Here is a 21,456-nt window from a genome sequence, read left to right on the forward strand (position 1 = left end):
TTCCACTGTTCGGCTCCGGATCTGGAGGATCAGCTTTGCTCGTCACCGACGTGCGGTTTGAGCACCATCGAGAAGCCATGGGCATCGGCGAGGACATGCCGCGGGTGTCGTGGAAGACCGTCACCGACATCGTGGGTTGGCGGCAGGCGGCGTACGAGATCGAGATGGCGTGGCCCGGCGGTATCCGTGAGCCATGGTCCAGCGGGCGGATCGGATCAGATGAATCCGTACTGGTCCCCTGGCCCGCGACCCGGCTGGATTCGCGCGAACGCAGACAGGTTCGGGTCCGTGTCTGGGGCGAAGGTGATGCCGAACCGTCGCTGTGGAGCGAGTGGTCCTCGGTCGAGGCGGGTCTCCTGCGGCCGGCGGACTGGACGGCCCAGCTGATCAGCCCTGGATGGGACGCGGATTCCAGCGTCCCGCAGCCGGCAGCACTCTTCCGGCATGAGTTCTCGGTGACCTCTCCGGTGGAGTCGGCACGGCTGTATGTGACGGCGCATGGAGTCGTCGAGATGGAGATCAACCGCACCGCCGTATCCGACGACGTCCTGACACCCGGTTGGACCAGCTACCACCATCGGCTGCGATACCACACCTATGACGTGACCGACCTGCTCCGCGAGGGGCCCAATGCCATCGGCGCATGCGTGGGCGAGGGTTGGTATCGGGGAAGGCTCGCATGGGGCGAGGGAAAGCGGAACGTCTACGGGGACCGCGCCGGCCTGATCGCCCAGCTTGAGATCCGGTATGCCGACCGGCGGGTCATGGCGGTCGGCACCGACAGCCGATGGCAGTGCGGACAGGGACCCATCGTCTCGTCCGAGATCTACGACGGCGAGAGCTACGACGCCCGGCTGGAACGACCCGGCTGGTCGGCGCCAGACCACGTCGCCGCGGACCCGGCCGCATGGTCTCCGGCACGTGTCCTGCCCTTCGACGCATCCACCTTGGTGGCACCGGTCGGTCCGCCGATACGGCGCACGCAGGAGATCGCGCCGGTGGAGATCCTGACGTCGCCGAGCGGCAAGACCATCGTCGACTTCGGCCAGAACCTGGTGGGGCGGGTCCGGATCCGCGTGGCGGGAGAAGCCGGTCGGCAGATCACCATCCGGCACGCCGAGGTCCTCGAGGGCGGTGAACTCGGTGTACGGCCGCTACGCAGTGCCCGGGCCACCGACCGGTATATCCTCCGCGGCGGGGGAACGGAGGAGTGGGAACCGCGCTTCACCTTCCACGGCTTCCGGTACGCCGAGATCGACGGATGGCCGGGCCGACTGGCACCCGACGACATCCGAGCGGTGGTCTGCCACACCGACATGGAACGCACCGGCTGGTTCGAGGCATCCGAACCAGAGCTGGAGAAATTGCATGAGAACGTCGTCTGGAGCATGCGCGGCAACTTCGTCGACATCCCCACCGACTGCCCGCAACGTGACGAGCGGCTCGGCTGGACCGGCGACATCCAGGTGTTCGCCCCCACCGGCAGCTTCATCTACGACTGCGCCGGCACGTTGACCTCGTGGCTGCGTGATCTCGCCTGTGAACAGCTGGCGGCCAGAGACCGGATGCCACCGCTCGTCGTCCCGAACGTGCTGAATACGAAGCTTGACGCGGCAGCATGGGGAGATGCGGCGGTCATCGTTCCGTGGGTGCTCTACGAGCGTTACGGGGACGTCGAGATCCTCCGTGCGCAAATGGAGAGCATGCGGGCGTGGGTGGACGGCGTCGCCGCGAAGGCCGGGGACCGGGCGATCTGGGACTCGGACTGGCAGTTCGGCGACTGGCTCGACCCGAGCGCCCCGCCGGACGATCCGGCGGCCGCGCAGACGGACACCGGACTTGTCGCGACCGCGTATCTGGCTCGTTCCGCCGAGATCGTGGGCCGGGCGGCAGAGCTGATCGGCGACGGGGAGACGGCCGGCGAGTACGCCGCGCTCGCCGCTCGAGTGCGCGAAGCGTTCAACGACGAGTACGTCACCCCGACCGGCCGGATGGCCGCGGATTCGCAGACGGCGTTCGCCCTGGCGCTTGAGTTCGGACTGCTTCAGAAGCCGGAGCAGCGAGAACGGGCCGGCCGGCGGCTGGCGGACCTCGTGCACGACAATCACTACCGTATCGGTACGGGTTTCGTCGGCACACCGCTGATCGCGGACGCGTTGTGTTCGGTCGGTGAGACCCAGCTGGCCTACCGGATGTTACTGGAACGGTCGTGCCCGTCCTTCCTGTATCCGGTGACGATGGGCGCGACGACGATCTGGGAGCGCTGGGACAGCATGCTGCCGGACGGGTCGATCAACCCCGGATCGATGACGTCGTTCAACCACTACGCACTGGGAGCGGTCGCGGACTGGCTGCACCGCACCGTGGCCGGACTCGCGCCCGGTGCACCGGGATATCGACGCGTCGTCGTACGCCCACAGCCTGGAGGCACGGTGACACATGCGGGAGCGACGCACGAGACCCCGTACGGCCGCGCCCGGGTCGCCTGGCGGGCCGAAGGTGACGAGCTCACGGTGGACGTCGCCGTTCCGCCGAACTGCACCGCCTCCGTATACCTGCCCGGCACCGACGACCCGGCTGAGGTGGGCTCCGGCGAGCACCGGTTCCGGACGACGTACCCGCGGCCGGAGTATCCGCCGAAGCCGCGGATCGTTCGGCCGGCGATCGAAGAGGTGTAGTCGTCGGCGTGCCGCCCGACCGGTCAGCGGGTGACAGCGCTTGAGTCGCGGACGATGAGCTCGGGCTCGAACAGCACCCGGCGGTGCTCGTGCGCGGAGTTGGAGGTCTCATCGTGCAGGAACTCGGCGGCGGTCCGGCCGAGGAGCTGGCGCGGCTGCCGCACCGAGGACAGGGGCACCGCGGCCGCGGCCGCGAAGTCGATATCGTCGTAGCCGACGAGAGCGACGTCTTCCGGGACCCGGATGTTGGCATGGGTGAGCGCCTGCAGAACGCCGAGCCCGAGCAGGTCGTTGGCGCAGAAGACGGCGGTCGGGCGTTCCGCGGGAGACATGTCGGCGATCCGGTCCCCGGCGGAACGTCCGGAGGCGACCGTCGGCGCCGTGGTCTCGATGACCTCGAGCTCGACGGAGTCCTTGGCCTTGACCGCGCGCTCGGCTCCTTCGAGCCGCTCACTGATCTGCCGGAGGTTGCTCGGGCCGCCCAGGAAGGCGATCCTGCGGTGACCGCTTTCCACCAGGTGTCCCACCGCCTGCTCACCTCCGAGTACGTCGTTCACGGCGACGGAGCACTCTTCCGGGGTGGCCGCCTGGCGGTCGAAGAGCACGACCGGAATATCGTGTTCGCGCAGCATGCCGATCCGATCGGTGATCTCCCCGATCGGGTTGATCAGAACCCCCTGCACGCGCATCTCCGCCAGCAGGTCCAGATGTGCCGTCTCCTTGTCCAGGCTCTCGTCACTGTTGCAGACGATGACGGCGAGCCCTTCACGGTTGACGGTGTCCTCGACACCGCGCGCGACGTCGGTGAAGAACGGGTTGGCGATGTCGAGCACAACCAGGCCGATGGTGCGGCTGCGGCCCTGGCGCAACTGGCGCGCGTAGTCGTTGCGGACGAAGTTCAGCTCCTTGATCGCTGCGCGCACGCGCTCCCGGGTGGTCGGCGTCACCAGGTGCGGCCGGTTCAGGACGTTGGAGACCGTGCCGACCGACACCCCGGCGCGCTTCGCCACTTCCCGGATGTTCGGGGTCGAACCTGCCATTCGTCTGCCTTCCGGATGCGTTACCGGCAGCGTTCACCCGCTACCTTCTGCGCGTCGATCGTACGCGATGACCGGCGATAACACCCGAGCCCGTCCTATCCTGGTGACCTTGACAGGGGTGAGCGGCTACCGTAACGTATGAAACGTTTCAGGGCCTGCTGAGCTGGGTGTAAGACACACCGGCGCTGTTGCCCGGGCGAAGAGAGTGAGGAGCATGCTGCATGACTGACAAGGCGACGGCCGCGGCGGCGATTCGCCGCATGGGGGTCGAGACGGCATCGTGGGCCTACGCGAACTCGGGCACAAGATTCAAGGTTTTCCCGCAGCCGGGAGTCCCCAGAGACCCGTACGAGAAGATCGACGACGCGGCCGTGGTGAATCGGCTCACCGGCGCCGCTCCGACCGTGGCGCTGCACATCCCGTGGGACAAGGTGGACGACTACGACCGTTTGGCCAAGCACGCCGAAGGGCAGGGCGTGCGGATCGGTGCGATCAATGCGAATGTCTTCCAAGATGACGACTATAAGCTGGGAAGCGTTTGCCACCCGGATCCCGGTGTGCGCCGCAAGGCCACGGATCACCTGCTGGAGTGCATCGACATCATGGATGCGACCGGCTCGGACACGTTGAAGCTGTGGTTCGCCGACGGCACAAACTACCCCGGTCAAGACAGCATCCGTGCCCGTCAGGACCGTCTGGCGGAGTGCCTGCGGGAGACCTACGACCGGCTCGGCGAGCGTCAGCGGCTGCTGCTGGAGTACAAGCTCTTCGAGCCCTCGTTCTACACCACGGATGTGCCGGACTGGGGCACGTCGTACGTCCACTGCCTGGAACTCGGGCCCAAGGCACAGGTGGTGATCGACACCGGCCACCATGCACCGGGCACGAACATCGAGTTTATCGTGGCGTTCTTGCTGCGCACGGGCAAGCTGGGCGGATTCGACTTCAACTCTCGCTTCTACGCCGACGACGATCTCATGGTCGGAGCCGCCGACCCGTTCCAACTCTTCCGCATCATGCACGAGATCGTCAGCGCGGACGCGCTGGCGCCGGAGGCCGGCATCGCGTTCATGCTCGACCAGTGCCACAACATCGAGCCGAAGATTCCCGCCATCATCCGGTCCGTGCTCAACGTGCAGGAGATGACTGCGAAGGCGCTGAACATCGACTCGGGCGCGCTAGCCGACGCGCAGCAGAGCGGCGACGTGCTCAAGGCGAATGAGATCTTCATGGACGCCTTCTACACCGACGTGCGGCCGTGGCTGGCGGAGCTCCGCGAGGAGCAAGGTCTGGACCCAGACCCGATCGCCGCTTACCACCGTTCGGGCTACGCGGAGAAGATCGCCGCCGACCGCGTCGGCGGACAGCAGGCAGGCTGGGGCGCCTGACCCTCTCCATGATCATGAACAGTAACCGTGCCATATGAACGGCAACTGTTCATGATCATCTCCTCCGACGACCGGGAAGGGACGATGACAGACACGAATGACGTCGTAGGGACGTTGATCGAGCGGAGCAATCGGCTGGGCGCCGACCCGCGCAACACCAACTACGCGGGCGGGAACACATCGGCGAAGGGCAGCACCACCGACCCGGTGACGGGTCAGGATGTCGAGCTGCTCTGGGTCAAGGGTTCCGGCGGTGACCTCGGCACCCTCACCGAGAAGGGGCTCGCCGTTCTCCGCCTCGATCGGATGCGGGCACTGACCGAGGTCTATCCGGGCGTCGACCGCGAGGACGAGATGGTGGCGGCGTTCGACTACTGCCTGCATGGCAAGGGTGGGGCGGCGCCGTCGATCGACACCGCCATGCACGGGCTGGTCGAGGCCGCCCACGTCGATCACCTGCACCCCGACTCCGGCATCGCGCTTGCGACGGCCGCGGACGGCGAGGCTCTGACCAAGGAGTGCTTCGGCGACCGGGTCGTGTGGGTCCCGTGGCGTCGGCCGGGATTCCAGCTGGGGCTGGATATCGCTGCCATCAAGGCGGCCAACCCGCAGGCCATCGGGTGCATCCTCGGTGGTCACGGGATCACGGCATGGGGTGACAGCAGCGAGCAGTGCGAGGAGCGCTCGCTGGAGATCATTCAGACAGCCGAGCGGTTCATCGCCGAGCGCGGCAAGGACGAGCCGTTCGGGCCGGCGGTCCCCGGCTACGAGCCGCTTCCGGCCGATGAACGACGAGCGCGGGCGGCGTCGCTCGCGCCGATCATCCGCGGCCTCGCCTCGACGGACAAACCGCAGGTCGGCCACTTCAACGATTCCGACGTGGTGCTGGAGTTCCTCTCCCGGGAGAAGTTGCAGCCGCTGGCCGCGCTGGGTACGTCCTGCCCGGACCACTTCCTGCGGACCAAGGTGCGCCCGCTGGTGCTGGATCTCCCCGCTTCCGCCCCGCTCGACGAGGTGACCACCCGGCTGAAGGAGTTGCACGCGGCGTACCGGGAGGACTACCAGGCCTATTACGACCGACATGCCACACCGGACAGCCCGGCGATCCGCGGCGCCGATCCGGCGATCGTGCTCATCCCTGGCGTCGGCATGTTCAGCTTCGGCAAGGACAAGCAGACGGCGCGGGTGGCCGGCGAGTTCTACGTCAACGCGATCAACGTCATGCGTGGCGCCGAGGCGATCTCCACCTACGCCCCGATTCCGGAGAGCGAGAAGTTCCGGATCGAGTACTGGGCACTGGAGGAGGCGAAGCTGCAGCGGATGCCGAAGCCGAAGCCCCTGGCGACGCGCGTGGCGCTGGTCACCGGCGCCGGCTCCGGCATCGGCAAGGCCACTGCGGAACGGCTCGCCGCGGAGGGGGCGTGCGTCGTCGTCGCCGATCTGAACGGTGAGGCGGCGACACAGACGGCAGCCGAGATCGGGAACACTGACGTCGCCGTCCCGGTGACGGTGGACGTGACCGACGAAGCGCAGATCGCCGCGGCGCTGAACGAGGCCGTGCTGGCGTTCGGCGGCGTGGACCTGATCGTCAACAACGCGGGCCTGTCGATCTCGAAGCCGCTGCTGGAAACGACGGTCAAGGACTGGGACCTGCAGCATGACGTCATGGCGCGTGGTTCGTTCCTGGTCTCTCGCGAGGCCGCCCGGGTGATGATCGACCAGGGCATGGGCGGCGACATCGTCTACATCTCCAGTAAGAACGGGGTCTTCGCCGGCCCGAACAACGTCGCCTACGGCGCGACCAAGGCAGACCAGGCGCACCAGGTGCGGCTGCTCGCCGCCGAACTGGGTGAACACGGCATCCGGGTGAACGGCGTCAATCCCGACGGAGTCGTCCGCGGCTCGGGCATCTTCGCGGGTGGTTGGGGAGCGAAGCGCGCAGCTGTGTACGGAGTCCCCGAGGAGGAGCTCGGCGCCTTTTACGCGCAGCGCACGCTGTTGAAGCGGGAGGTGCTGCCGGAGCATGTCGCCAACGCGGTGTTCGCGCTGACCGGAGGCGACCTGAGCCACACGACCGGTCTGCACATCCCGGTCGACGCCGGCGTCGCTGCCGCGTTCCTCCGCTGACCGACACGACGTCCCGCACACGGTGGCCCACGGCGCTTGGTGTGCAGGACGTGCGCACACGATGAGGTGATGTGGATGAGCGAGACGTTCTCCGCGGCCGCCGTGGACCTCGGCGCGTCGAGTGGACGAGTGGTCTTGGGACGGGTGGCGCCGGATCAGATCGAGTTCGACGTCGTACATCGATTCCGGAACGAGCCGATCCGTAGATCCGGCACGTTGCACTGGAATTTCGACGCGCTGTTGGAGGGCGTGATCGACGGTCTTCGGGCCGCGCGGTCGGCTGAGAGCGGCCTGGAGTCCGTCGGTATCGACACCTGGGCCGTGGACTACGGGCTGATCGGCGACGACGGTGAGCTGATCGGCAATCCCGTCAACTATCGCGATTCGCGGACCGATGGGATCATGGAATCCGTTCGTGAACGGCTGGGCGACGAGCGGCTCTACGGCGTCACCGGACTCCAGTACCTGCCCTTCAACACGGTCTATCAACTGCTGGCCGAAGACGAGGATCGCCTCGCCACGGCATCGTCGCTGCTGCTCATGCCAGATCTACTGTCGTACGCGCTCACCGGCGCCGTGGGCGCCGAGCGTACCAATGCTTCCACGACCCAGATGTACGACGTGACGCGTGGCGAGTGGGCCGTGGATCTGATCGAAGAGCTGGGGCTGCCGACGCGGATTCTGCCGCCGATCCACAACACCGGCAAAATGGCCGGCGCCGTCCTCCCTGGGCTAAGGGACCGGATCGGCGACGACGGGCGGCTCCAGGTTCGCGCGGTCGCCTCACATGACACGGCGTCGGCGGTGGCGGCGGTTCCCGCGACGGCAGACGGGTTCGCGTACATCTCCTGCGGCACCTGGTCTCTTGTCGGCATCGAACTGGACCGCCCGGTACTGACCGCGGAGAGCGTCGCCGCGAACTTCACCAACGAGGTCGGCGTCGACGGCACCATCCGTTACCTGCGCAACGTCATGGGGCTGTGGCCGCTGCAGGAGTGCATACGCACGTGGAAGGCCGACGGCGATCGGGTCCGACTCGACGAGCTGCTCGACGCCGCGGGTCGCGAGCCGGCGCTGCGCAGCGTCATCGACGCCGAGTCGCCGGACCTGGTGCCGCCTGACGGCATGCCGTCCCGGATCCGCAAGCTCTGCGCCGACGCGGGCCGGCCGGTGCCCGAGTCTAAGCCGGCCGTGGTGCGCTGCATTATGGACAGCCTGGCCATCGGCCACGCCCGCACCGTCCGGGACGCCGCCCGGCTGTCCGGGCGGGACGTGGAGGTGGTGCACCTCGTCGGCGGTGGTTCGCAGAACCGGCTGTTGGCTCAGCTGACCGCCGACGCCACGGGTCTGCCGGTGATGGCAGGGCCGACGGAGGCGACCGCACTGGGCAACCTGTTGGTGCAGGCACGAGCCGCGGGGATCGTCGACGGCCGTGCCGAAGCACGGGCCTTGATTGCGGCCACCCAGCCGGTCGAACGTTTCGACCCGCGATCGGACATCGACTGGTCACCCTGGCTCTCACCCACGCCTAAATGATCATGTTTGGTAGGTTTTCTCGTGCCCTAACAGGTCTGCAGACATGGTAGGGCACGAGAAAACCCACTTCACATGATCATTTAGGGTCAGTCAGCTTGCTGGTTGAAGCACGCGAGCGACGTACTCGGGAGCGGGTTCGTCGGCGGCGATCCGCCCGTCGGCGACGACGATCACACGGTCGACCCAGTGCAACGACTGCGGCCGGTGGGTGACCACCAGCGTCGTGCGCCCCGCCGACGCCACCCGCATCGCCTGGTTGACCTTGCGTTCGCTGGCCAAGTCCAGGTTCGACGTGGCCTCGTCCAGGATGAGGATCGACGGATCGTGTAGCAGCGCCCTGGCCAGGCAGATCAGCTGCCGCTGCCCGGCCGACAACGAGCGACCCCGCTCGGCCACCACGTGGTGATAACCGCCCGGAAGCCGCTCGATGAACTCGTGCGCTCCGACCGCCCGGGCCGCGGCCTCCACCTCGGCGTCGCTGGCGTCCGGCTTCGCGTAGGCGATGTTGTCCCGGATCGTCCGCGAGAACAGGAACGGTTCCTGTGGCACATAGCCGAGATGGCTGCGGTAGCCGGTCAGGTCGAGACCGTCCAGCGGCCGCCCGTCCACCAGCACTGTTCCGGACGTCGGATCGTAGAACCGGGCGATCAGCTTCGACAGGGTCGACTTGCCCGCACCCGTGCGGCCCACGAAGGCGACCCGCTCGCCCGGCGGTATGTGCAGATCGACGTCGCGGATCGCATCGGTGGACGTGCCCTGGTAACGCAGCCGCGTGCGGTGGAACCGGATGTCGCCGCGTAGCCCGTCCACAGGCTCGGCATCCGGGCCGACGGGGGTGGACGTTTCCAGTGCGAGCAGCCGGCGGACCCGGACCAAACCGGTCCGCGCCCGCTGGTAGACGTCGAACACCTGGGAGAGCTGCTGGATCGGGGCGAAGACCTGAGCCAGGTACAGCAGGAAGGCGATCAACGTGCCCAGCGCCAACGTGCCGGACTCGATCCTGGTGGCCCCGACCCCCAGTACGGCGGCGATCGCCAGCACCGAGAGCAGCTCGATGGTCGCGACGTACACCGACGTGGCGAACAGCCCGCGCAGGCTGGCGGCGACGTACTCCCGGCCGAGCGCGGCGAAGCGGCCGAGGTTGTGTCCCTCGCGCAGGTACGCGTGGGTGACCCGGATCCCGGCCATGCTTTCCTGGATGTTCGCGTTGATCAGCGACAGCTGCTCGCGCGCCCGGTCGTAGGCGACGAACGCCCGCCGCCGGTACCACCAGGTGCTCAGCGCCGCGAACGGGATGACGCCCAACACCACCAGCGCCAGCAGCGGGTCGAGCACGACCACCACCACCGACATCCCGACGAACGTCGTCAGGCTGACCACCGTGTTGATCAGGCCGACCTGGAACAGCTGCGCGATCGCATCGACATCCGAGGTCATCCGGGTCATGATCCGCCCGGCCTGGGTCCGGTCGTAGTAGTCGATCCCGAGCCGCTGCAACTGCCCGAAGATCCGCACCCGCAGAGCCAGCAGCAGGCGTTCGGTACTCCGAGCCGTCCAGAGCAGGCCCGTGCGCTGGTCCCACCACAACGCCACGACCAGCGCGGCAGCGACGGCGCAGATACCGAGCAGCGTCGGCGTGGACCCCGCGAGCATGCCATGGTCCACCGCCTGGCGTACCAGCATCGGGTTGATCAGGACGATGACCGCTTCCGCGATCACCAATCCCAGCCCGACCAGCAGGCCGCGAACATACGGCCGGATGAACTCCGGCAGGCGGAGCGGACCGCCCGACCGCTCCTCGCGGGCGAAGTCCACGGCGGTCGCGTCCCTGGGCGGTGGCAACTCGGCGATCTGTGCGGCCACCGCCGCCGGCACCTGCAACTGGGTCGACGGGAGGTGACCGGTGGCGTCCTGGCGCGATTCCCACGCCGACGCGGTGGCCTCGAACCGGCCGGAGCGGGCCTGCCCGATCAATTGCGCCGGCCCCTCGTCGGTGCTTCCCGGGCCGTCTCCGAACAGGTCTTGGTACAGCTCCGAACGGGCGAGCAGTTCCTCGTGGCTGCCCTGGTCGACCACCCGGCCGTCGTCGATCAACACGACGCGGTCGGCCAACCGCAGGGTGGATTCCCGATACGCCACGAGCAGGACGGTGCGCTCGGCCAGGAACGGCTTGAGGTTGGCGTGGATACGCTCCTCGACCTTGACGTCCACCGACGACGTCGCGTCGTCCAGCAGCAGGATGTCCGGGTTGGCGAGGATGGCGCGGGCGAGGGCGACGCGCTGACGCTGCCCGCCGGAGAGCGTGATGCCCTCCTCACCCACCATCGTGTCGTAGCCGTCGGAGAGTTCGGAGATGAACTCGTCGGCCGCGGCCGCGCGCGCCGCCGCCCGGATCTCGGCGTCCGTGGCGTCCGGCCGGCCGTAGGCGATGTTGGCGCCGATCGTGTCGGAGAAGAGGAAGCTGTTCTCGAACACCACGCCGATCTGCTCCCGCAGCCGCGGCAGTGACCACCGGCGCACGTCGATGCCGTCCACGCTGATGGTGCCGGCGTCGGCGTCGAAGAATCGCGGGAGCATGGTGATCGCGGTCGACTTGCCGCACCCCGACGGGCCCACCAGGGCCACGGTCTCACCGGGCGCGATATCGAGGGAGAACCCGCGCAGCACCTGATGGCCGTCCCCATCGGCGTAGGCGAACCGCACGTCGCGGAACGAGACCGCACCCCCGCGCTGCCGGATGTCGACCGGGCGCAGCGGCTCGGTGATCTCCGGACGCAGGTCCAGCAGTTCACCGACCCGCTCGGTGGCCGCGCGGCACATCGGGGCGTTGGTCAGGACCATCCCGGCGACCCGTGCCACACCGACGAGCTCGGCGAGGTAACCGGTGCAGGCCAGGAAGACACCGACGGTGAGGTGCCCGTTGAGGACGAGCAGCCCGCCGACGAGGAGGACGAGCACCTGACCGGCCAGCGGGGCCCCCTGCAGCGAGGCCATGAACGGGGCACGCAGCCGGACGGCACGCACCCGCGCGGCGAACATGTCGAGCAGCGACCGGTGCAACCGCTCTGTCTCGGCCGGCTGCTGACCGAACGCGCGCACGACGCGGACGCCGGTCACGGCCTCTTCGACGCGGGTGGTCATCTCGGCTTCGCGTTGTTGCGCGTCCCAGCCGGCCGCGTAGACCTTGCGCCGCTGCCGGTTCGTCACCACGAAGACGGTGATGATCACGGCGACGACGAGCATCGCCACGAACGGCGAGAGGGTGAACATGATGGTCACCGCGAGCGTCGCCGACAGCAGCGCCCCGGCGACATGCGGGATCCAGGACAGCAGCATGTGCACGAAATGCAGGTCGCTGCTGATCCTGGAGACCAGCTGGCCGCTCTGCAGCTGCGAGTGGCCGGTGAAGTCGAGCCGCTGCAGCGTGTCATAGACGTCGTGACGGAGATTGTCCTGGATCCGGAACGCCGTCTTGCCGCCGACGTAGCGCCAGCCACTGGACAGTCCGAACCTGGCGACGGCGACGCAGGCCAGCAGCACCAGCATCGGAACCAGCGGCGCGGTGCCGGCCACGATGGCGTCGTCGATGACCCTGCCCTGGGTGACCGGGACCGTGGCGACCGTGCCGGCCCAGAGCAACGCCAGCAGGATTGAGAGGAACAGTGTCCGCTTGTGGCGGAGCAGGTACGGCGCCAGTCGCCGGAACGTACCCGGCGGGGATTGCGGCGGACGGGTGCCGGACGAGTAGTGGACGCCTACCTGGGCAGAGTTCTCCCCGGGATCGGGGCGGTGACGATCTGACGCGCCGTCAGGGTCGGATGCGCCATCGATCGTGGCGGTCGCACCCGCGGCGCTCGACGACGCAGCCGCCTGCGTCTCTTGCTGAGTTGCCGGTTCGAGGCTCGCACGGGAGCCGGAGCGATGGTTGGGCGTGGATGGATGATGATCTGACGGGCCGGTGGGCGAGGTGCGGGAGGGCACAACATTCTCCGGTACGAAATAGAACGGGTGAAACGAGTCCGACGCGGACCGGAGCCATTCTATCGTGCGCGATCGACGGTGCCCATCCGATTTTCGTTTCGAGCACCGCCGATCACGGCAACCGCGCTACCGCTCAGGACCAGTACACGACCACCTTGTCGCCCACGTTGACCTGGTCGAACAGCGAAGCAATGGCGCCCTCGTCGCGGACGTTGACGCATCCGTGCGACGCCCCGTTGTAGCCGTTCGCGGCGAAGTCCGGCGAGTAGTGCACGGCCTGTCCGCCGCTGAAGAACATCGCGTACGGCATCGGCGTGTCGTAGAGCGACGAGACATGGTCCCGCGACTTCCACCCGACCGAGAAGACCCCTTCCCGGGTCGGCGTCAGCTCGGAGCCGAACCGGACGTCGAGCGTCATGTGGACATCGCCGTCAGTCACCCACTTCAGCGTCTGGGTGGTCTTGTCGATGCAGAGGACGCGTCCGCTCGCACACTCCGGCGGCAGCCCGGCGGTCTTCTTCTCGTCGTCGGCCTCGTCGTCGTCTTCCTCGTCCTCTTCGGGATCGCGGTTGTGCAGCTCGTCGTCGGTGGGTTCCCGGGTCATGGAGACGAGCGTGTCCCACGTGTCCTGATCGACGGCTCCGGTGTCCGGCAGCCCACGCTTGACCTGGAATCCGGCGACAGCCTGCGCCGTGACGTCTCCGTAGTTGGGCGTGATCTCGCCGTCGAACCAACCGATCTGCTTGAGCCGGGCCTGGAGCTCGCGGACCTCGTCACCGGTGTCGCCGTGCTGGAGGATCGGTGGACCGGCCACGATGCGGTTGTGCAGTTCGTCGTCGGTGGGTTCCCGGGTCATGGAGACGAGCGTGTCCCACGTCTGCTCGTCGACCTCTCCGGTCGCGTCGTACCCACGCTTGTCCTGGAACCCGGAGACGGCCTCCACGGTCACATCGTCGTACTCGCCGGTGATGTCGGGCGCGTACCACTCGATCTGCTTCAGGCGCGCCTGCAGTTCGCGCACGTCATCGCCGGTGTCTCCGGCGGCCATCATCGCCTCGGGAGTCGGCGACTCGGTGGGCTCCGGCGTCGTGGTCGGCTCAGGGGTCTCGGTGGGTTCAGGTGTAGCGGTCGGCGACGGCGTCACCTTGGTCGACGCCGCATCGATCGGGTCCGGGGATTCGGTGGATGCTTGCGACGTAGGCGTGCCGGGATCTGAACCCGCCGTGGCGTCGTCGTCGCCGAGCTGGCTCAGGCCGTACGCGCCTCCCACGCCCACGGCAGCCGCGACGACCACCGACACAACACCGACGGCCAACTTGTTTCCGCGCATCACGAACCTCTACCTCTGATTCCGTACTGAACGACGTCCGGTTACGCCGCCCCCCAAGAGACATGACGCCCATAATGCCCGGGAGGTTGCATGGATTGAACCAGAGTCCGGATCACGAGTCGAACTCGATGTCGTGACGTGCAGATGTGGAGTGGGTAGCGTCCAGGGAAACGAGCCATGGAAGAGAACGCCTTACAGGGACGTTATGTGGTTTCGGGTACTTCTACCCGGCACAGCGTGGTGCCTGGTCACGACCTACATGGAGGCTGCTCGGCGACGTGTGACCGGTTGGCCGGGCGCCGCGCGGACCGGCGCGGCGGGAACGGCTGAAGCAGCAGCGGCGAAAGGGGAACATGCGGGTGCCTGGCACGGGACGCACCATCGGTGGCAGAGCTGGAGACCCGTTCCGTCCTCGTCGGGTAGCGATGCTCAGCGTGCACACGTCCCCCCTGGACCGGCCGGGCGGCGGTGACGCCGGCGGGATGAACGTGTACGTCCTGCACCTGGCGAAACAACTCGCGCGGCTCGACGTTGAGGTCGAGATCTTCACCCGAGCCACATCGTCCCGATCCGTGCCGGTGGTCGAGGCGTGTCCAGGGGTGACGGTGCGGCACGTCGAGACGGGACCGGGCAGGCAGCCGACCAAGGAGAGCCTGTCCGCGCGATTACACCGGTTCGCATCCGCCGTGTTGCGGGTCGAAGCCGCCCACGGGCGCGGCCATTACGACATGGTGCACTCGCACTACTGGCTGTCCGGCCAGGTGGGCGGCGTGGTGGCGGAACATTGGGGCGTGCCGCTCGTGCATTCGATGCACACGATGGCCAAAGTGAAGAACCTCGCGCTCGCCGCCGGCGACGAGCCGGAGCCACCGGCGCGCGAAGCCGGGGAGGAAGGCGTGGTTTCGGCGTCCGACCTGCTGATCGCCAATGCCGACGACGAGGCGCACCAGCTGGTCCGTCTTTACGGTGCCGACCCTGATCAAGTGGCGACGGTCTGGCCGGGCGTGGACCTGGCGACGTTCACCCCGGGGCGCCGGCAGCGCGCGCGTGCCCGGCTGGGACTCGCTCCCGACGCTGTGGTGCTGCTGTACGCAGGTCGGATCCAGCCGCTCAAAGCCCCGGATGTGCTCATCCGCGCGGCGGCGCGGCTGCTCGCGGTGCGGCCGCAGCTGCGCAGCCGTCTGCTGGTGCCGGTGGTCGGCGGTCCCTCCGGCAATGGCCTCGCCCGCCCGCACGGCCTGGTCGACCTGGCCCGTGAGCTCCGGGTGGATGATGTCGTGCGATTCCACCCGCCGGTGGAGCAGTCGGTGCTCGCCGACTGGTACCGGGCCGCCGACCTGACCGTCGTTCCCTCATACAACGAGTCGTTCGGGTTGGTGGCGCTGGAGTCGCAGGCGTGTGGCACGCCCGTGCTGGCGTCGTCGGTCGGCGGTCTGCGCACGGCGGTCGCGGATGGCGTATCCGGCGTGCTTCTCGCCGATCATGAACCCGACACCTGGGCGCGCACTATGGGGGAACTCATCGATGACCCGGCCCGGATGCGCCGGCTCCAGTCGGGTGCCGTGGCGCACGCGTCGCGATTCGGATGGGACGCCACGGCCGCGAGTACGCTCGACGCATACGCGGTGGCATGCGAGCGTCGTCGGGCGGAGTTCTTCGAGGCGGTGACATGTCGGTGAACGACACTCACGCGCGCGAGATCGTGCGCGACTACCTCCGATCGGCCGGCCAGCCCTGGGAGGAGAGCGCGCCCGGCGTCTTCTCGGTGGAACTCCCCGGGGAGCGCAAGCTCAAGACAGCGTGCAGTCTCGCCGCGCGCGATCACAGCCTCGTCGTCAACGCCTTCGTGGCGCGACGGCCCGATGAGAACCACGACGCCGTCCACCGCTGGCTGCTGGAACGCAACGCGCGGCTATCCGGCATCGCCTTCGCGGTCGACCGGGCCGGCGACATCTACCTGGTGGCCCGCCTGCCGCTGCACGCCGTCACGCCCGACGAGCTGGACCGGCTCCTCGGCGCGATCCTCGATACGGCGGACACGTCGTTCAACACCATCCTCGAGCTCGGGTTCGCCGAGTCGATCCGGCAAGAATGGAGATGGCGGCTCTCTCGCGGTGAGTCCACCCGTAACCTCGCCGCGTTCGAGCACCTCCGCCCCGACCAACTCGAACCGTGAGAAAGAGCTGAGCCCTACGCGCGGGCGAGGGGAACCCTTCATGGTGTGGCGGGCATCAGCGAGGACGAGCTCCAGCGAGGACGAGTCTGCTGGGCGGGAAGGGTTCCCCTCGCCCGCGCCACCGGAGCGGCTTTCATCACGTATCGCCGGGGCGCAGGCCGCTCGATGCGCCCCTCTCGCTACGCTCGGGGTATGACCTACCGCTTGGTGCTGCTCCGCCACGGCGAGAGCGAATGGAACGCGAAGAACCTCTTCACCGGCTGGGTCGATGTCGACCTGACCGCCGCGGGCGAGGCCGAGGCACGGCGCGGCGGCGAGCTGCTCGCGGAACGCGGAATCCTCCCTGACGTGCTGCACACGAGCGTGTTGCGGCGTGCCGTCCGGACCGCCAACATCGCCCTCGATGTGGCCGATCGGCTGTGGGTGCCGGTCCGCCGCTCCTGGCGGCTGAACGAGCGACACTACGGGGCTCTGCAGGGCAAGAACAAGAAGCAGACGCTGGAGACCTACGGCGAGGAGCAGTTCATGCTGTGGCGCCGGTCGTACGACACGCCGCCCCCGCCGATCGAGGATGACGACGAGTACGCGCAGACCGGCGACCCGCGCTACGCGGACCTTCCGCCAGAGCTGCTGCCGCGTACCGAATGCCTCAAGGACGTCCTGGAACGCGCCCTCCCGTACTGGTACGACGCGATCGTTCCGGAGCTGCGCCGCGGCCTCACGGTTGCCGTGGCGGCGCACGGGAACTCCCTGCGCGCGCTGGTGAAGCACCTCGACGACATCTCCGACGAGGCCATCGCCGGGTTGAACATCCCCACCGGGGTGCCGCTCGTCTACGAACTCGACGAGTCGTTGCGTCCGGTCACCAGGGGCGGCGAATACCTCGACCCGGATGCCGCGGCCGCGGCGATCGAAGCGGTCAAGAACCAGGGCCGCTAGGGCGGCAGCAGCCGCTGGGCGGCCGGTATCCGTGGACGGTGCCGGTCGCCTGCCGGCCTCCGGGATAGATCCGTGCGTGCCGGCTGCCTACGCGGGCACGGCCGGTGACGGTGCGGTGGTCCGTACCGGCGCGAGCGGCTCCGTCAGGCCGACTGGATCTCCCCGGTGACGAGGTAACGGACGTGGCCGGCGATCTCCACCGCGTGGTCCGCGAACCGCTCGTAATACCGGCCGAGCAACGCGATGTCCACCGCCGGTTCCACGCCGCGGTCCCACGCGTCGTCGAGCAGCACCAAGAAGAGCGACCGGTGCAGCCGGTCCATCTCGTTGTCGTCCCGGGAGAGTTCGGCGGCGGAGGTCAGGTCGTGGGTGCGCAGGACCTCGCCGGCTTTCTGCGCCATCTCCTCCGCCGTCTTGCCCATCGCGGCGAACGTCTCCCTCAGCTCGGCCGGAACGGCGTGATCGGGGTAGCGCATCCGGGCGATCTTGGCGATGTGGACGGCGAGGTCGCCCATGCGCTCGATATCCGCGGTGGTGCGCAGTGCCGCCGTCACCATCCGCAGCTCGCTGGCCACCGGGCCCTGGGTCGCCATCAGTTCGATGGTCAGTTCGTCGATCTCCAGCTGATCGCGGTTGATGGGCGCGTCGCCGCCGACCACCTTCTCCGCCTGCTCCAGGTCGGCATCGAGCAGCGCCCGGGTGGCGAGGTGCATCTGCTCACCGGCCTTGCGGATCATGCCGACCAGACGGCCGGTGACGGCGTCGAGCTGTTCGCGGTACGCGTCGCGCATAAGATCGTCGTCCTGTCGTGAGGCTTCAGGGTTACAGTGTGCCAGGCGGCCAGGGTAGGACTTCCCGTTGGGATACCGGGCGGCAAAAGGTGAACCTGCTAAGAAATGCCGGTGAACATCACAGCTCAACACCTGCGCGAAGAGCCCGATAAGGCGGTTTCGTGGGTCTGAGCGCTTTACTATCGGTGAGTGTGGACGCCATCACCGCAGGAGTGCTGGCTGTCGTCGTCGGCTTGGGAGTCGGCCTGGCGGTCGGCTGGACCCTCCGATCCCGCCGACGTGCCCCAGACGTCACGCCACCACCGCGCACCTCGCCGATGCCCGAAGGGGCCGACGAGGTCGTGGCCGTCCTGCGGTCCAGTGCCATCGTCCTCGACGAGAACACCAACGTCGTCAAGGCCAGCCCGTCGGCGTACGCGTTCGGGCTGGTCCGGCAGGACAAGATCACTGTGCCCGAGCTGTTGGAGCTGGCCGAGAAGGTCCATCGGGACGGCCAGATCCGCGAGGTGCAGCTGCAGGTCCCGCGATCGCGTGACTCGACGCAGTTCCTGCACGTCCTGGCTCGGGTGGCGCCGCTGGGTGACCGGCTGGTGCTGGCCCTGGTCGAGGACCGCACCCACGAGATCCGGGTGGACGAGGTCCGGCGGGACTTCGTCGCCAACGTCTCACATGAGCTCAAGACACCGGTCGGTGCCATGCTGCTGCTCGCTGAGGCGGTCCAGGACGCCAGCGACGATCCCGAGGCGGTGCGTCGCTTCGCCGAACGCATGCAGCAAGAGGGAGACCGGCTCACCCGGCTCGTACAGGAGATCATCGATCTGTCCCGGCTGCAGTACGACGATCCGGTCGACTCCCCCGACCCGGTGGAGATCGACGAGGTGGTCGGCGCCGCGCTGGACCGCAGCCGAGTCGACGCGGAGAACCGCAAGATCAGACTCACCTCCGGCGGAGCCGAGGGACTCCAGGTGCTCGGAAACGAGAAACAACTCATCATCGCCGTGGGAAATCTCGTGGAGAACGCTGTCCGATACAGCCCGGAGGGCACCCGGGTGGCCGTGGGCGTCCGTCAGCGCGACGATCTGGTGGAGATCAGCGTGACCGATCAGGGGCAAGGAATCGCCGAGCCCGAGCTCGAGCGCATCTTCGAGCGCTTCTACCGGGTCGATCCGGCGCGTTCCCGAGAGACCGGCGGGACCGGCCTGGGGTTGTCCATCGTCAAGCACATCGCCGCCAGCCACGGCGGCGAAGTCAGCGTGTGGAGCGTGCGGGGTGCGGGGTCGACGTTCACCTTGCGACTGCCGCTTCATCCATACCGTCCCGGGCGACCGTCCGGGAACGGCTCGCAGGTTGCTAAGGAGGCACCGTGACTCGAGTGCTCGTCGTCGAGGATGAGGAGTCCTTCAGCGACGCACTGTCGTACATGCTGAAGAAAGAGGGTTTCGAGGTGGCGGTCGCGGCCACCGGTGACGAAGCCCTGGACGAGTTCGACCGCGCCGGTGCCGATCTCGTCCTGCTCGACCTCATGCTGCCCGGTGTTCCTGGCACCGAGGTCTGCCGCCAGCTGCGGCAACGCTCCACCGTGCCGGTGATCATGCTGACCGCCAAGGACTCGGAGGTCGACAAGGTGGTCGGCCTCGAACTCGGCGCGGATGACTACGTCACCAAGCCGTTCTCCTCGCGAGAGCTCGTCGCCCGGATCCGCGCCGTGCTCCGACGCGGAACGGAAGCGACGGAGACCAGTCCGGCGATCCTGGAGGCCGGGCCGGTCCGGATGGATGTCGAACGACACGTGGTCTCGGTCAACGGTGAGACGGTGCGGCTGCCGCTGAAGGAGTTCGAGCTGCTCGAACTGCTCCTGCGCAACGCCGGCCGGGTGCTGACCCGGGCGCAGCTGATCGACCGGATCTGGGGCGCCGACTACGTCGGTGATACGAAGACGCTGGACGTCCACGTGAAGAGGTTACGAGCCAAGATCGAGCCCGACCCGACGACACCGACGTATCTGCTCACCGTCCGCGGTCTCGGCTACAAGCTGGAGACGTGAGGTCGGCAGAACCCGTGGCGCGACGCCGCTGGTCTTCCTTGGCGCGCCGGTCGGTGGTCTCCGGATCGACGACGCGCCGCAGCTCCGCGTCCAACTGGCCGACCGCGGCCGCGTAGTCCGGATCGCCGGCGAGGTCTACCCGTTCCAGGGGATCGTTCACCACGTCGAACAGTTGCGGTGGGTGGTGGACGTAGTAGCAGTACTTGTATCGGCCCAGCTTCAGCATGAATCCACCGTCGACCATGCCTTGGGCGTGATATTGCGACAGGACGGGCCGCGTCGCGCGCGACCCTTCGGGCAAGGAGAGCAGGCTGCGTCCGGGAAGGGACGGCTCCGGAGACAGACCGGCCAGATCCCGGAGGGTGGGCAAGAGGTCAATCAGGCTGACGTCCGCGGTGACTCGCCGCCGCCGTGGCTCCTCGTGCAGGTCTCCGGGGGTGCGGACGATCAGCGGAACCTTGACGGCGGGCTCGTAGAACACCTGCTTCTGCCAGATGCCGTGGTGACCGGCCATCTCACCGTGGTCGCTGGTGTAGATGACCACCGTGCGATCTCGGAGCGACGAGCCGTCGACCTCGTCGAGCAGCCGCCCGACCTGATGGTCCAGGTGGCTGATCAGGGCCCAGTAGCACGCCGTCGCCTCGCGCTGCAGGTCCGGGCCGGGCGGCTCGTCGTTACGGAACGCACGGCGCACCTGCGCGATCACCGGATGCTGGGCTTGGACGCTCTCGTCCCAGGTCGGCGGAAGCTCCACCGTCGCCGGGTCGTATGCGGCGAGGAACTCTGGCGGCGCCACCAGCGGAAAGTGCGGATGCATGTATCCGACATAGAGCAGGAACGGTCGGTCGCCTGGCCGCCGTGCCCGGCCGCGAAGGTACTCCACGGCCGCATCCGTGGCGTTCACGTCGTGCCGCGTGTGCACATGCTCCGCCGCGCCGACCTCGGTGACGTGTGAGTTGCTCCCCCGTCGCCACTCCGGCACCCGGCGCGGCGGGCGTCCGTCGTGGGTGATCCAGAAGTCGAGATCGTCCGTCAGCCGTCGATCGAAACCGAGCAACCGGTCGGGTCCGTTGAAATGCGTCCGGCCGGCGAGGACGGTCTCGTACCCGGCGGCACGCAGATGATGTCCCCAGCTGCGAAACCCCGCCCCGGGAAGGACGCCGTTGTCCCACGCCCCGATGTCATGGACATGCCGCCCGGACAGCATCGAGAGCCGGGACGGCACGCACATCGGACTCGGACAGTAAGCGTTCTCATACAGGGTTCCCTCGGCCGCGAGGCGGTCGAGGTTCGGTGTCTGAACCACCGGGTGGCCGTAACATCCGCTCGCGGCCGCCGCGTGCTCGTCGGAGAGGACGACGACGATGTTCGGCGCATCCTGGTTGGTCCGTTCCGGTTCACCGTCCACGGCAGCTGCCCCCACGCC

General features: G+C 68.0%; 14 protein-coding genes. 9 read left to right on the forward strand and 5 right to left on the reverse strand.

Going from position 1 to position 21,456, the window contains the following annotated elements:
* The first annotated feature begins 35 nt into the window (after nt 1-35).
* A complete protein-coding gene (locus G1H10_RS01630; protein ID WP_216852781.1) occupies nt 36-2,678 on the forward strand; it encodes a family 78 glycoside hydrolase catalytic domain in 2,643 nt (880 codons plus the stop codon).
* Nucleotides 2,679-2,701: 23 nt separating this feature from the next.
* Here the strand turns inward: G1H10_RS01630 and G1H10_RS01635 are convergent, their stop codons facing one another.
* On the reverse strand, nt 2,702-3,718 hold the full coding sequence (locus G1H10_RS01635; protein ID WP_163731670.1) for a LacI family DNA-binding transcriptional regulator: 1,017 nt from the start codon (nt 3,716-3,718) through the stop codon (nt 2,702-2,704).
* A 221-nt stretch (nt 3,719-3,939) separates the two neighbouring features.
* Between G1H10_RS01635 and rhaI the strand changes: the two genes are divergently transcribed.
* The 3 genes from rhaI to G1H10_RS01650 all read left to right on the forward strand — a co-directional run bounded on the left by rhaI (nt 3,940) and on the right by G1H10_RS01650 (nt 8,769).
* Entirely contained in the window at nt 3,940-5,106 is a 1,167-nt protein-coding gene (gene rhaI / locus G1H10_RS01640; protein ID WP_163731673.1) for an L-rhamnose isomerase, read from the forward strand.
* A gap of 84 nt (nt 5,107-5,190) precedes the next feature.
* Nucleotides 5,191-7,233: a bifunctional aldolase/short-chain dehydrogenase gene (locus G1H10_RS01645; RefSeq protein WP_163731675.1), complete on the forward strand. Its 2,043-nt coding sequence runs from the start codon at nt 5,191-5,193 to the stop codon at nt 7,231-7,233.
* A gap of 75 nt (nt 7,234-7,308) precedes the next feature.
* Nucleotides 7,309-8,769, forward strand: a complete 1,461-nt coding sequence (locus tag G1H10_RS01650) for a rhamnulokinase (protein WP_163731678.1) — start codon at nt 7,309-7,311, stop codon at nt 8,767-8,769.
* A 90-nt stretch (nt 8,770-8,859) separates the two neighbouring features.
* On the opposite strand, the gene G1H10_RS01655 is transcribed toward G1H10_RS01650, so the two are convergent.
* Nucleotides 8,860-12,750: an ABC transporter ATP-binding protein gene (locus tag G1H10_RS01655; RefSeq protein ID WP_163731682.1), complete on the reverse strand. Its 3,891-nt coding sequence runs from the start codon at nt 12,748-12,750 to the stop codon at nt 8,860-8,862.
* A 133-nt stretch (nt 12,751-12,883) separates the two neighbouring features.
* Nucleotides 12,884-13,801 carry a L,D-transpeptidase family protein gene (locus tag G1H10_RS01660; protein ID WP_446686739.1) on the reverse strand — a complete coding sequence of 306 codons (918 nt, stop codon included), beginning with the start codon at nt 13,799-13,801 and terminating at the stop codon, nt 12,884-12,886.
* 632 nt (nt 13,802-14,433) lie between these two features.
* Here G1H10_RS01660 and mshA point away from each other — a divergent pair.
* From mshA to G1H10_RS01675, 3 genes are all read left to right on the forward strand, one after another.
* Nucleotides 14,434-15,759 (forward strand): D-inositol-3-phosphate glycosyltransferase, encoded by a 1,326-nt coding sequence (gene mshA / locus G1H10_RS01665; protein ID WP_163731687.1) that lies wholly within the window; start codon nt 14,434-14,436, stop codon nt 15,757-15,759.
* A complete protein-coding gene (locus tag G1H10_RS01670; protein ID WP_163731690.1) occupies nt 15,750-16,256 on the forward strand; it encodes a type III secretion system chaperone family protein in 507 nt (168 codons plus the stop codon). Before mshA ends, G1H10_RS01670 begins: the two co-directional genes overlap by 10 nt.
* Nucleotides 16,257-16,448: 192 nt before the next feature.
* Nucleotides 16,449-17,195 (forward strand): phosphoglyceromutase, encoded by a 747-nt coding sequence (locus G1H10_RS01675; RefSeq protein ID WP_163731692.1) that lies wholly within the window; start codon nt 16,449-16,451, stop codon nt 17,193-17,195.
* A 143-nt stretch (nt 17,196-17,338) separates the two neighbouring features.
* Here the strand turns inward: G1H10_RS01675 and phoU are convergent, their stop codons facing one another.
* Nucleotides 17,339-17,986, reverse strand: coding sequence for a phosphate signaling complex protein PhoU (gene phoU / locus G1H10_RS01680; protein WP_163731695.1), 648 nt, complete (start codon nt 17,984-17,986; stop codon nt 17,339-17,341).
* A 191-nt stretch (nt 17,987-18,177) separates the two neighbouring features.
* On the opposite strand from phoU, the gene G1H10_RS33735 reads away from it, so the two are divergent.
* Together G1H10_RS33735 and G1H10_RS34370 are read left to right on the forward strand one after the other, a co-directional pair.
* Nucleotides 18,178-19,353, forward strand: coding sequence for a sensor histidine kinase (locus G1H10_RS33735; protein ID WP_216852784.1), 1,176 nt, complete (start codon nt 18,178-18,180; stop codon nt 19,351-19,353).
* The gene (locus G1H10_RS34370; protein WP_163731698.1) at nt 19,350-20,030 is read left to right on the forward strand and encodes a response regulator; all 681 of its coding nucleotides are present in this window, start codon (nt 19,350-19,352) and stop codon (nt 20,028-20,030) included. The genes G1H10_RS33735 and G1H10_RS34370 overlap by 4 nt, the downstream gene beginning before the upstream one ends.
* On the opposite strand, the gene G1H10_RS01695 is transcribed toward G1H10_RS34370, so the two are convergent.
* Entirely contained in the window at nt 19,993-21,453 is a 1,461-nt protein-coding gene (locus tag G1H10_RS01695) for a sulfatase family protein (protein ID WP_163731701.1), read from the reverse strand. The genes G1H10_RS34370 and G1H10_RS01695 overlap by 38 nt on opposite strands.
* Nucleotides 21,454-21,456 lie beyond the last annotated feature (3 nt).

The organism is Phytoactinopolyspora halotolerans, from assembly GCF_010550675.1.
Taxonomy (GTDB): Bacteria; Actinomycetota; Actinomycetes; order Jiangellales; family Jiangellaceae; genus Phytoactinopolyspora; species Phytoactinopolyspora halotolerans.

Excerpts from the sequence above, each read along its gene's own strand:
- rhaI (WP_163731673.1), top strand. The coding sequence starts at position 3,940 with ATGACTGACAAGGCGACGGCCGCGGCGGCGATTCGCCGCATGGGGGTC.
- mshA (WP_163731687.1), top strand. The coding sequence starts at position 14,434 with ATGCGGGTGCCTGGCACGGGACGCACCATCGGTGGCAGAGCTGGAGAC.
- G1H10_RS01650 (WP_163731678.1), top strand. The coding sequence starts at position 7,309 with ATGAGCGAGACGTTCTCCGCGGCCGCCGTGGACCTCGGCGCGTCGAGT.
- G1H10_RS01660 (WP_446686739.1), bottom strand. The coding sequence starts at position 13,801 with ATGATGGCCGCCGGAGACACCGGCGATGACGTGCGCGAACTGCAGGCG.
- G1H10_RS01645 (WP_163731675.1), top strand. The coding sequence starts at position 5,191 with ATGACAGACACGAATGACGTCGTAGGGACGTTGATCGAGCGGAGCAAT.
- G1H10_RS01635 (WP_163731670.1), bottom strand. The coding sequence starts at position 3,718 with ATGGCAGGTTCGACCCCGAACATCCGGGAAGTGGCGAAGCGCGCCGGG.
- G1H10_RS01670 (WP_163731690.1), top strand. The coding sequence starts at position 15,750 with ATGTCGGTGAACGACACTCACGCGCGCGAGATCGTGCGCGACTACCTC.
- phoU (WP_163731695.1), bottom strand. The coding sequence starts at position 17,986 with ATGCGCGACGCGTACCGCGAACAGCTCGACGCCGTCACCGGCCGTCTG.
- G1H10_RS01675 (WP_163731692.1), top strand. The coding sequence starts at position 16,449 with ATGACCTACCGCTTGGTGCTGCTCCGCCACGGCGAGAGCGAATGGAAC.